The organism is Citrobacter sp. Cpo103 (assembly GCF_030332605.1).
GTDB lineage: Bacteria > Pseudomonadota > Gammaproteobacteria > Enterobacterales > Enterobacteriaceae > Citrobacter > Citrobacter portucalensis.
The window spans coordinates 269909-281694 of the sequence record NZ_JAOWHO010000035.1 but is presented as its reverse complement, the minus strand read 5'-3'; the positions used below and the strand labels follow the sequence as shown (position 1 = coordinate 281694).

The window sequence follows — 11786 nt, the reverse complement described above, 5'->3', positions numbered from 1 at the left end:
AGTCAATTACGGGCGATACACCTTCACGTTCTCAAAGCCCTGCTCGCGCAGATAAAGCGCCTGCAGACGGCTCATCACTCCGCGTTCACACCACAGCAGCCAGGTTTTACTCTGGTCCAGATCGCCGAATTTAGTGCTCAGCTTGTAGAATGGCAGAGAAACGACGTCCACACCTTCAATCTTCAGCGGTTTATCATCCTGTTCATCCACAGAACGGATATCAAGGATTACGTCATTCGGGCCGAAACCGCTCACGGTTTCCACTTCTACCACGGTCTGCTGCGTCTGCTGGGCGATATCGCGAATATCGATATTGTTCGCTTCTTCAACCACTTTATCGAGGATAGAGAAATCGAAGTTTTCTTCTTCGGCCTCAATCTTCGCTTTGATCGCTTTCACCGTCGGGCTTTTTGAAATCACACCGCAGTATTCCGGCATGGTACGGGCAAAGTCCTCGGTACCAATTTCACGCGCCAGATTGATGATGTGCTCTTTATCATGGGAGATAAGCGGGCGCAGGATCAGGGTGTCGGATACGTTATCGATCAGACGCAGGTTGGTCAGCGTCTGGCTGGACACCTGGCCCAGTGCTTCACCGGTTACCAGCGCCTGTACGCCGTAGCGCTCAGCGACTTTCGACGCCGCGCGAACCATCATACGTTTGAGAACCACGCCCATCTGGCCGTCATCAACTTTCTCCAGGATCTCACCGACCACCGGTTCAAAGTTGATAGCAACAAAACGCACGCGATGCGAACTACCGAAGCGATTCCACAGATAATGCGCCACCTGGCGAACGCCGATTTCATGCGCTGCGCCGCCAAGGTTAAAGAAACAATAGTGCACACGGCAGCCGCGACGCATCAGCATATAGCTGGACACACCGGAGTCGAAACCGCCGGAAATCAGCGACAGTACGTCTTCCTGCGTCCCAATCGGGAAACCACCAATACCTTCATAGCGGCCTTTAACCAGCAGCAGACGGTCGTTTTCGATTTCAAGATTAACGGTCACATCCGGCTTCGTCAGCTTCACGCGTGCAGATTCAATATGTTGGTTCAGTCCACCGCCAACATAACGTTCCACCTCAATGGAGCTAAACTCATGCTTCCCACGACGCTTCACGCGTACACAGAAGGTTTTACCTTCCAGTTGATCGCGATACTGCACCAGTGCCTTCTCAAAAATATCGTGCATATCGGTAAACGGCACGTCTTCTACTTCGAGAATGTGGTGGATACCCGGAATACGGGTCAGCGCGTCGCGAATATCCAGGCGCTGGCTTTCATCTTTAGCGCGAACCTCAACGTGATCCCAGTGACGGACAACGGCAAGGTCTTCATCATAGTGCTTTAAAACGTTACGAATGTTCCCTGTCAGAATTTTTATAAAGCGCAAACGCACAGATTGGCTTTTGATGGTGATTTCTGGGAACAATTTAATGATAAACTTCATGGCGGCAATGGTTCTTAGGCAAGTCTGAATGACTTGTAATGGAAAAAAATACAGCAGCCCATACCCGCGACTGCATCCAGGCGCGCAAGTATATCACCATCACGCGGCTACTGTGCACATTGCGCGTTATTTGCTTATCAGTGCGAGTCCGTTACCATAGTCTTGTGCTGCCAATACAGAGAGTCAGACATTCATTATGCCGAAGAAAAATGAAGCGCCCGCCAGTTTTGAAACCGCGCTGAGCGAGCTGGAACAAATTGTTACCCGTCTGGAAGGCGGCGACCTGCCGTTAGAAGAAGCGTTGAACGAATTCGAACGTGGCGTACAGTTGGCGCGTCAGGGACAGGTCAAATTACAACAGGCTGAACAGCGCGTACAAATCCTGCTGTCAGATACTGAAGACGCCGCCCTTACGCCTTTTACACCGGATAATGAGTAAATGGATTTTACGCAGCAGCTACAGGCTTGCGTTGAGCAGGCAAACCAGGCACTGAGCCGTTTTATCGCGCCACTGCCCTTTCAGAACACTCCCGTGGTAGAAACCATGCAATATGGCGCATTATTAGGCGGTAAACGTCTGCGCCCGTTCCTGGTGTATGCGACCGGTCAGATGTTTGGTGTCAGCCTGAGTACGCTTGATGCTCCCGCTGCCGCCGTCGAATGCATTCATGCCTATTCGCTGATGCACGATGATTTGCCCGCGATGGATGACGATGACCTGCGACGCGGTCTGCCGACCTGCCACGTAAAATTTGGCGAGGCAAACGCGATCCTGGCCGGAGATGCGCTGCAAACGCTGGCGTTCTCAATTATCAGCGATGCCCCAATGCCGGAAGTCACTGACCGTGACCGCATCGCGATGATCTCTGAACTGGCTCAGGCCAGCGGCATTGCCGGTATGTGCGGCGGCCAGGCACTGGATCTGGAAGCTGAAGGTCATCAGGTTGAGCTGGATGCACTGGAGCGGATTCACCGCCATAAAACCGGAGCATTGATTCGCGCCGCCGTGCGTTTGGGGGCGTTAAGTGCTGGCGATAAAGGGCGAGAATGCCTGCCAATACTCGACAAATACGCAGAAAGCATCGGTCTGGCTTTCCAGGTTCAGGATGACATCCTGGATGTGGTAGGCGATACTGCAACATTGGGTAAACGTCAGGGTGCTGACCAGCAGCTTGGCAAAAGTACCTATCCTGCACTTCTGGGTCTTGAGCAAGCCCAGAATAAAGCCCGGGATTTAATCGAGGACGCCCGCCAGTCGCTAAGTCTGCTGGCCGCACAGTCACTCGATACCTCGGCACTGGAAGCGCTAGCGGACTACATAATCCAGCGTGATAAATAAACCAACATATCCCATGAGCTTGCGATGAGTTTTGATATAGCCAAATACCCGACCCTGGCGCTGGTCGACTCCACCCAGGAGTTACGTCTGCTGCCAAAAGAGAGCCTGCCAAAGCTTTGCGACGAACTGCGCCGCTATTTGCTCGACAGCGTAAGCCGTTCCAGCGGGCACTTCGCCTCTGGTCTGGGCACGGTGGAACTCACCGTCGCGCTGCACTATGTCTACAACACCCCGTTTGACCAGTTAATCTGGGATGTGGGACATCAGGCTTATCCGCACAAAATTCTGACTGGTCGCCGCGATAAAATCGGCACCATTCGTCAGAAAGGCGGCCTGCATCCGTTCCCATGGCGCGGTGAAAGCGAGTATGACGTACTGAGCGTTGGGCACTCTTCAACCTCCATCAGCGCAGGTATCGGTATTGCCGTTGCCGCCGAGAAAGAAGGTAAAGAGCGCCGTACCGTGTGTGTGATTGGTGATGGAGCCATCACCGCAGGGATGGCGTTTGAAGCGATGAACCACGCGGGCGATATTAGGCCCGACATGCTGGTTATCCTCAACGACAACGAAATGTCGATTTCAGAGAACGTTGGCGCGCTGAACAATCATCTGGCACAGCTGCTCTCTGGCAAACTCTACTCCTCGCTGCGCGAAGGCGGGAAGAAAGTCTTCTCCGGCGTGCCGCCGATTAAAGAACTGCTCAAACGTACTGAAGAACACATTAAAGGTATGGTTGTGCCGGGGACTCTGTTTGAAGAACTGGGCTTTAACTATATCGGTCCGGTGGACGGTCACGACGTGCTGGGGCTTATTACTACGCTCAAAAACATGCGCGATCTGAAAGGCCCGCAGTTCCTGCATATCATGACCAAAAAGGGTCGTGGCTACGAGCCTGCGGAAAAAGATCCGATAACCTTCCACGCGGTACCCAAATTCGATCCGTCCAGCGGATGCCTGCCGAAAAGCAGTGGCGGCCTGCCGAGCTATTCAAAAATTTTCGGTGACTGGCTGTGCGAGACCGCAGCGAAAGACAATAAGCTGATGGCAATCACCCCGGCGATGCGCGAAGGTTCCGGAATGGTGGAGTTTTCACGTAAGTTCCCGGACCGCTATTTCGATGTGGCGATTGCCGAGCAGCACGCTGTGACGTTTGCTGCCGGTCTGGCGATTGGCGGCTACAAGCCGGTGGTAGCCATTTACTCGACTTTCCTGCAACGCGCCTACGATCAGGTGCTGCACGATGTAGCCATCCAGAAACTGCCGGTCCTGTTCGCCGTTGACCGGGCAGGGATTGTTGGCGCAGATGGACAAACCCATCAGGGGGCTTTCGATCTCTCCTTCCTGCGCTGCATCCCGGAAATGGTCATCATGACCCCGAGTGATGAAAACGAATGCCGCCAGATGCTGTTCACCGGCTATCACTACAATGACGGTCCAACGGTCGTGCGCTACCCACGCGGCAACGCGGTAGGCGTTGAGCTGACCCCGCTGGAACAACTGCCAATTGGTAAAGGCATCGTGAAACGTCACGGGGAAAAAGTGGCGATTCTCAACTTCGGTACCCTGATGCCGGAAGCCGCTCAGGTAGCAGAGTCGCTGAACGCCACGCTGGTCGATATGCGTTTTGTAAAACCACTGGATGAAACGTTGATCCTTGAAATGGCTGCCCAACACGAGGTGCTGGTTACCATTGAAGAGAACGCCATTATGGGTGGTGCTGGCAGCGGCGTAAACGAAGTGCTGATGGCCCATCGTAAGCCCGTCCCGGTGCTGAACATTGGCCTACCAGACTTCTTCATCCCGCAGGGAACTCAGGATGAAGCTCGTGCCGATCTGGGTCTGAATGCCGCCGGAATTGAGGCCAAAATCAAGGCCTGGCTGGCATAATCCCCTCCCCGCTCCTGCTATGCTTAATTCATCACGAGCTAAGCAGGAGTGGATTGATGAAATACAACATCTTAGGAAAAACCGACCTACGGGTCTCCCGCCTTTGCCTGGGTTGCATGACGTTTGGCGAACCCAATCGCGGCAATCACGCCTGGACGCTACCTGAAGAAAGCAGCCGCCCAATAATCAAACACGCCCTTGAGGGCGGCATTAACTTTTTCGATACCGCCAACAGCTACTCCGCTGGCAGTAGCGAAGAGATTGTCGGTCGCGCGCTGCGTGATTTCGCCCGCCGCGAAGATGTCGTGGTCGCTACCAAGGTTTTTCATCAGGTTGATGATTTAGCGGAAGGATTATCCCGCGCACAAATCCTGCGCTCGATTGATGACAGTCTCCGACGCCTGGGTATGGACTATGTGGACATCCTGCAAATTCACCGCTGGGATTACAACACGCCAATCGAAGAAACGCTGGAGGCTCTAAACGACGTCGTGAAAGCCGGTAAAGCTCGCTATATTGGCGCCTCATCCATGCACGCCTCGCAGTTTGCCCAGGCTCTGGCCTTACAGAAGCAACACGGCTGGGCGCAGTTCGTCAGCATGCAGGATCACTACAACCTAATCTACCGCGAAGAAGAACGCGAAATGCTGCCGCTTTGCTATCAGGAAGGCGTGGCCGTCATCCCATGGAGCCCGCTGGCGCGCGGTCGCCTGACGCGTCCCTGGGGAGAAACGACCGCACGTCTGGTTTCCGATGAAGTCGGTAAAAATTTGTACAACGAGAGCGATGAAAACGACGCGCAAATCGCCGCACGACTGACCGGTGTCAGTGAGGAGTTGGGTGTAACGCGGGCACAGGTTGCGCTGGCCTGGCTGCTGAGCAAACCCGGCGTGGCAGCGCCAATTATTGGCTCTTCACGCGAGGAACAGCTGGATGAGTTGCTCAACGCTGTAGATTTAACGTTGAAACCGGAGCAGATTGCCGAGCTGGAAACGCCGTACAAACAGCATCCGGTAGTGGGATTTAAGTAAGCGCGGATGTAAATTGTAGACCGGATAAGCATAGCGCATCCGGCACTGATCGCCCGATGTTGCGGCGCTTATCGGGCCTACAATAGCCCCTGAAAAGGGTTAAATGATACCTACCGGCCAGTGATGGCCGATAAAATACAAAATTCCGGCAGAGAGTATTCCGGCCACAATATCGTCGATCATAATCCCCGTGCCGCCATGCACGTTGCGATCGAACCAACGAATCGGCCACGGCTTCCACATATCCAGAATACGGAAAATCACAAATCCGGCGGCAACCCACTGCCAGTCGTTGGTCGGCAGCGCCATCAGGGTAATCCACATCCCGACAAACTCATCCCAGACTATGCTACCGTGATCGTGCACGCCCATATCTTTCGCCGTTTGATGGCACAGATAAACGCCGATACAGATAGATAACATCACCACCAGCGAATACAGCTGCCACGGCAGAAAGGTCATTAAATACCAAAAAGGGATCGCCGCCAGCGATCCCATCGTGCCAGGAACAATTGGGCTCAGCCCGCTGCCAAAACCGGTGGCTAACAGGTGCCACGGATTGCGCATACTCAGGCGGCTTTTGGCGACATCTTTTTTAAGGCGCGGCAAAATGGTCATATCCTTTCCAGTCAAACGTGACGGGTTTTCCATCGCGCGTAAAGTGAATGCCTTCCACGTCCGCGCTCATCTGCCCAATGCAGGTAAACGCTGCGCCGAGATTTCCCAGCGCCACGTCCAGCGCACCACGATTAATTTCCGGTACGGTAAAGCATAACTCATAATCTTCACCGCCCGAGAGCGCCCAGCGCAGGGCCTGTTCCGGCTCAACGTGCTGTGACAATGCCGTGGAGTATGGCAGCACATCAACGTTAACCCGTGCGCCACAGCCGCTGGCATTAACGATGTGTCCCAAATCGGAAATCAGGCCATCGGAGAGATCGATAGCCGCACTAGCCAGATCGCGCAGGGCTTGTCCCTGCAAAATACGCGGCGTGGGACGCAGATGGCGTTGCAGCAGATAGTCCGCGTCTGTTGCATCTGCAACCTGCAATCGGTTCTGCAAAATCGCCAGCCCGGCCGCACTGTCACCCGGCGTGCCGGTAACATAAATCCAGTCACCCGGTTTCGCGCCAGAGCGTTTTAAGGCCCGCCCAACGGGGACGTAGCCATGGATACCCAGCGTCATCGACAGCGGCCCACGCGTGGTGTCACCGCCAATCAGCTGCATATCATAGTAATTGAGGAGTTCAAACAGGCCATCGCTGAAGGCTTCCAGCCAGGCTTCATCGACGTCAGGTAACGTGAGCGCCAGCGTCAGCCACGCAGGATCCGCCCCCATCGCCGCCAGATCGCTCAAATTCACCGCCAGCGCTTTCCAGGCGAGATCGGTCGGATCAATGTCGGGGAGGAAGTGGTTACCTGCCACCAGCGTATCGGTACTGATCGCCAGCGTTTGTTTTTCAGGGATGTTCAGAAGTGCGCAGTCGTCACCAATACCGGTTTCGACATCAAGACGAGAAGTTCTTACGCGGTCAAAATAACGGGCAATCAGGGAAAACTCGCCACATGCCATACGTTATGCCTCAGCAGAAAAAAAAGAAAAAGCCGGGGACAGCGGAAACAGGTTCCACCATCCAGCCGGCCTCGGGATTACTTTTTGTTGGGGCGAATCACAGGTGCTGCTTTATCCAGTACGCCGTTCACGAATTTGTGGCTATCTTCGGCGCCGAAGGTTTTTGCCAGTTCAATCGCTTCGTTGATGGCCACTTTGTACGGCACATCACTACGTTTAGACAATTCAAACAGCGCAATACGCAGTACAGCTTTTTCTACCTGACCCAGCTCTTCCAACAGACGAGACAGATAAGGCTTCATTAATCCATCCAGGTACGCGCTGTTAGTCGCCACCCCGGACAGCAGTTCACGGAAATACAGAACGTCGACATCTTTAACGTCCTGTTCCGCCAGGAACTGGTATTCAACATCAGCGATGTCGTTCTGGGACAACTGCCAGGAGTAGAGCGCCTGGACGGCACACTCACGGGCGCGGCGACGAGCAGCAGGTTTCACGGATTTCCCCTTACAAAAATCAGGCCTTGATGGCTTTCAATACATTAATCATTTCAAGCGCAGTCAGTGCAGCTTCTGCGCCTTTGTTACCGGCTTTAGTGCCAGCACGTTCGATGGCTTGTTCAATACTTTCGGTGGTCAGAACACCGAAGGCTACCGGAATGCCACTGTCCTGAGCGACATGCGCCAGGCCATTGCTTGCACCGCCAGCCACATATTCGAAGTGCGCGGTACCGCCACGGATCACCGTACCGAGCGCAATCACCGCGTCGTATTTACCGGTTTTTGCCAGTGCGTCGGCCGCCAGTGGCAGCTCATATGCACCTGGAACCCAAACAACGGTAATGTTTTCATCTTTAACCTGGCCAATACGTTTCAGGGCGTCGATAGCACCTTCCAGCAGGCTGTCATTGATAAAGTTGTTGAAACGCGCAATGGTGATGGCGACGCGAGCGTCCGGGGTAGCAACGTTAGCTTCAATAATGTTCATATTCTTCCTTCGGGTTCGATTTATGGCCCCGTAAGGGGGGCGGATTTTATCATAATATTCTGTGCGCTGCTTCCTCTAAATCAGAAAGCCTCACGCAGTCGTTAAATGCAGGCAAACGTCCGGGCCCACCTGGCGTATCTCATTGAATTTGAAATGGGGTGCGTCAGCCAGTTTCTCAAGGCCTGGAAGCACACATAATCCTCTCGCATCGCTGCCTAACAGTTTAGGCGCAACATAAACGATTAGCTCATCGACCAAACCGGCCTGTAATAATGCCCCTGCGAGCGTTGGGCCTGCTTCAACCCAAATGCTGTTAATTTGCTGTTTGCCCAGTTGCATCATTAGCACCACCAGATCCAGATGCCCGTTATGTTCCGGCACCTTCAGGCTGCGCACCGTCTCCGGCCAGCTACGAGGGTCGTCTTCAGTCCGGACAATCCAGGTTTCTCCTGGCTGTTGCGCAATTTGGTGCTCCGGTGTGACCTGATTCTGGCTATCAAGAACAATGCGGATTGGCTGGCGCAGCTCTTCCTGCGGGTAACTCGCCTGAGTTGACTCCCCTAGCTCCGACCAACGCACGGTAAGCTGAGGGTCGTCTGCCAGCACCGTAGAACTGCTGGTTAAAATGGCATGGCTTTGCGCGCGCAAGCGTTGCACATCGCGGCGCGCCTGTGGCGAGGTAATCCACTGGCTTTCACCGCTGGCCATCGCCGTACGGCCATCAAGCGACGCGCCAAGCTTAAGCTGAAGATACGGGAATCCCGTACGCATGCGCTTGAGGAAGCCTTTATTCAGTTGCTCAACTTCGCTCATCATCAGCCCGTGGCTGACGTCGATGCCCGCCTGCTGTAAACGGTAGAGCCCACGTCCTGCGACCTGCGGATTGGGATCCTGCATCGCCGCAACCACACGCGACACCCCCGCCGCAATCAGCGCATCGCAACACGGCGGCGTGCGACCATGATGACTGCAGGGTTCGAGCGTCACGTAGGCAGTTGCCCCCTGCGCTTTTTCTCCGGCCATCCGCAGAGCATGAACTTCGGCATGCGGTTCGCCCGCACGGTGATGATATCCTTCACCGACGATCTCCCCATCTTTCACAATCACGCAGCCCACGTTGGGGTTGGGGTGAGTGGTAAAACGTCCGCGCGCAGCAAGCTTCAGCGCGCGCGCCATGTACAATTCATCCTGCATGGCTTAGTCCTGTAGGCGAGCAATCTCTTCGCCAAATTCTTTGATATCTTCGAAACTCCGGTAGACAGAGGCAAAGCGGATGTAGGCGACTTTATCGAGCTTTTTCAACTGCTCCATCACCAGGTTGCCAATCATCTTACTCGGCACCTCACGCTCGCCCGTCGCACGCAGCTGTGATTTGATATGGTTTAACGCCATTTCGACGTCATCTGCGCTGACAGGCCGTTTCTCAAGCGCTCTGAGCATGCCGCTGCGCAGCTTTTCTTCATTAAAGGGTTCACGCACATCGTTGCTTTTCACAACGCGCGGCATGACAAGTTCAGCCACTTCAAAAGTGGTGAAACGTTCGTTACAAACCAGACACTGCCGACGGCGGCGTACCGAGGAGCCCTCGCCTACAAGACGAGAGTCAATTACCTTAGTGTCTACGGCGAAACAGAATGGGCAATGCATACGGCGTCCTGTACCTCAGTGGTTAACAGAATCTATTTTACCCTGAACTGCCGTGACAACAAAGGCGCTGCGCTTTTGAGACAAAGGATCGATGCCTTCGTGCTCAGTCCACACTACCATTATGCTATCGCGACAATGAAGGAAGTAATCACAATGACAAGACGTTACCTAAGAATTCTCCTGGTGGGAAGTCTCTTTAGTCTTAGTGCCTGCGCACAGCAAAGCGAAGTACGCCAGATGCATCAAAGCGTTAGCACGTTGAATAAAGAGATGACGCAGCTTAATCAGGAAACAGTAAAAATTACGCAACAAAATATGTTGAATGCAAAATCAACCAGCGGCGTCTATCTGCTACCGGGTTCCAAAACCCCGGCACGACTGGACAGCCAGATTGGCACCTTACGCATGTCGCTGGTGAACATTGCACCGAACGCCGATGGTACGCGCCTGACGCTACGGATTCAGGGTGAATCCAACACGCCTTTACCCGCTTTTAGCGCCACCGTTGAGTACGGGCAAATTCAGGGCACCACGGACAATTATCAGGAAGTGAACGTTCACAACCAGTTGGTCAACGCTCCGGCGAGTATTCTTGCTCCCAGCGACGTAGACATTCCGTTGCAGATAAATGGCCTCACTCCAGATCAGTTAGGATTTGTTCGCATCCACGACGTCCAGCCTGTTAGCCAATAAACTTTTTTGCGGAACGTTTTGTGCGTTCCGCAACATCATCCCAGTCCATTTTGTTACTCCTCTGACATCACCGATATTTCTGGTAAAACTTGGCAACATTCATGGGAGCCAGTACAATTCGCCGCCTAAAGTACGCAAACGTGAACGCAATCGATTACGTAAATGATAGAACTGTGAAACAAGACATATTTTTGTGAACAATGATTTTTATAATAGGCTCCGAAGAATTACGAAATATTTAGAAACGCAAATTGCGCATTTTTCACTCCCGAAAGGGATTTCAAACAGTGGCATACATATGAAAAAAACATTACTTGCAGCCGGTGCAGTGCTGGCGCTCTCCTCGTCTTTTACTGCCAACGCAGCAGAAAATGACAAACCGCAATATCTGTCCGACTGGTGGCACCAGAGCGTTAACGTGGTGGGTAGCTATCACACCCGTTTCTCCCCGAAACTGAACAACGACGTGTATCTGGAATACGAAGCGTTTGCTAAAAAAGACTGGTTTGACTTCTATGGCTACATCGATATTCCGAAAACCTTCGACTGGGGTAACGGCAACGATAAAGGTATCTGGTCTGACGGTTCCCCGCTGTTTATGGAAATCGAACCGCGTTTCTCCATCGACAAACTGACCGGTGCTGACCTGAGCTTTGGTCCGTTCAAAGAATGGTATTTCGCCAACAACTACATCTACGATATGGGTGATAACAAAGCCAGCCGCCAGAGCACCTGGTATATGGGTCTGGGTACCGATATCGATACCGGTCTGCCGATGGGTCTGTCTTTGAACGTGTATGCTAAATACCAGTGGCAGAACTATGGCGCATCCAACGAAAACGAGTGGGATGGCTACCGTTTCAAAGTGAAATACTTTGTGCCGATCACCCAGGTTTGGGGCGGCCAGTTGACCTACATCGGCTTCACCAACTTCGACTGGGGCTCAGATTTGGGTGATGATCCGAACCGCACCAGCAACTCTATCGCGTCCAGCCACGTCCTGGCGCTGAACTACGATCACTGGCATTACTCCGTCGTAGCGCGTTACTTCCATAACGGCGGCCAGTGGAAAGGTGGAGATACCCTGAACTGGGGCGAAGGCGATTTCAGCGCGAAATCTACCGGTTGGGGTGGTTACCTGGTCGTAGGTTACAACTTCTAATCCAGATAATGT

13 protein-coding genes are annotated in these 11786 nt (G+C 53.4%); 6 read left to right on the top strand and 7 right to left on the bottom strand.

Annotation, left to right across the window (positions count from 1 at the left end; all coding sequences use genetic code 11):
* Window positions 1–6 precede the first annotated feature (6 nt).
* Complete coding sequence (gene thiI, locus OGX89_RS17915; RefSeq protein ID WP_003830998.1) at window positions 7–1455, bottom strand: tRNA uracil 4-sulfurtransferase ThiI; 1449 nt, start codon at window positions 1453–1455, stop codon at window positions 7–9.
* Between the two features lie 196 nt (window positions 1456–1651).
* Between thiI and xseB the strand changes: the two genes are divergently transcribed.
* The 4 genes from xseB to yajO are packed head-to-tail and all read left to right on the top strand — an operon-like array spanning window position 1652 to window position 5712.
* Window positions 1652–1894: an exodeoxyribonuclease VII small subunit gene (gene xseB, locus OGX89_RS17910; RefSeq protein ID WP_003021586.1), complete on the top strand. Its 243-nt coding sequence runs from the start codon at window positions 1652–1654 to the stop codon at window positions 1892–1894.
* Complete coding sequence (gene ispA / locus OGX89_RS17905; RefSeq protein WP_008783932.1) at window positions 1895–2794, top strand: (2E,6E)-farnesyl diphosphate synthase; 900 nt, start codon at window positions 1895–1897, stop codon at window positions 2792–2794.
* A gap of 24 nt (window positions 2795–2818) precedes the next feature.
* A complete protein-coding gene (dxs, locus tag OGX89_RS17900) occupies window positions 2819–4681 on the top strand; it encodes a 1-deoxy-D-xylulose-5-phosphate synthase (protein WP_126955925.1) in 1863 nt (620 codons plus the stop codon).
* A 56-nt stretch (window positions 4682–4737) separates the two neighbouring features.
* On the top strand, window positions 4738–5712 hold the full coding sequence (gene yajO / locus OGX89_RS17895; RefSeq protein ID WP_008783931.1) for a 1-deoxyxylulose-5-phosphate synthase YajO: 975 nt from the start codon (window positions 4738–4740) through the stop codon (window positions 5710–5712).
* Between the two features lie 99 nt (window positions 5713–5811).
* On the opposite strand, the gene pgpA is transcribed toward yajO, so the two are convergent.
* The 6 genes from pgpA to nrdR form a co-directional block, all read right to left on the bottom strand.
* Window positions 5812–6330 carry a phosphatidylglycerophosphatase A gene (pgpA, locus tag OGX89_RS17890; RefSeq protein ID WP_003021578.1) on the bottom strand — a complete coding sequence of 173 codons (519 nt, stop codon included), beginning with the start codon at window positions 6328–6330 and terminating at the stop codon, window positions 5812–5814.
* On the bottom strand, window positions 6308–7285 hold the full coding sequence (gene thiL, locus OGX89_RS17885) for a thiamine-phosphate kinase (protein ID WP_060682662.1): 978 nt from the start codon (window positions 7283–7285) through the stop codon (window positions 6308–6310). The genes pgpA and thiL overlap by 23 nt, the downstream gene beginning before the upstream one ends.
* 77 nt (window positions 7286–7362) lie before the next feature.
* On the bottom strand, window positions 7363–7782 hold the full coding sequence (nusB, locus tag OGX89_RS17880) for a transcription antitermination factor NusB (protein WP_000801129.1): 420 nt from the start codon (window positions 7780–7782) through the stop codon (window positions 7363–7365).
* Between the two features lie 19 nt (window positions 7783–7801).
* Window positions 7802–8272 (bottom strand): 6,7-dimethyl-8-ribityllumazine synthase, encoded by a 471-nt coding sequence (ribH, locus tag OGX89_RS17875; protein ID WP_003021575.1) that lies wholly within the window; start codon window positions 8270–8272, stop codon window positions 7802–7804.
* Window positions 8273–8362: 90 nt separating this feature from the next.
* Window positions 8363–9466 (bottom strand): bifunctional diaminohydroxyphosphoribosylaminopyrimidine deaminase/5-amino-6-(5-phosphoribosylamino)uracil reductase RibD, encoded by a 1104-nt coding sequence (ribD, locus tag OGX89_RS17870; protein ID WP_126955926.1) that lies wholly within the window; start codon window positions 9464–9466, stop codon window positions 8363–8365.
* 3 nt (window positions 9467–9469) lie between these two features.
* Window positions 9470–9919: a transcriptional regulator NrdR gene (gene nrdR, locus OGX89_RS17865; protein WP_003021571.1), complete on the bottom strand. Its 450-nt coding sequence runs from the start codon at window positions 9917–9919 to the stop codon at window positions 9470–9472.
* Between the two features lie 153 nt (window positions 9920–10072).
* Between nrdR and OGX89_RS17860 the strand changes: the two genes are divergently transcribed.
* Window positions 10073–10612 (top strand): SadB/YajI family lipoprotein, encoded by a 540-nt coding sequence (locus OGX89_RS17860; protein ID WP_003830983.1) that lies wholly within the window; start codon window positions 10073–10075, stop codon window positions 10610–10612.
* 298 nt (window positions 10613–10910) lie between these two features.
* Window positions 10911–11774 carry a nucleoside-specific channel-forming protein Tsx gene (locus OGX89_RS17855; protein WP_003021561.1) on the top strand — a complete coding sequence of 288 codons (864 nt, stop codon included), beginning with the start codon at window positions 10911–10913 and terminating at the stop codon, window positions 11772–11774.
* The last annotated feature ends 12 nt before the right edge of the window (window positions 11775–11786 follow it).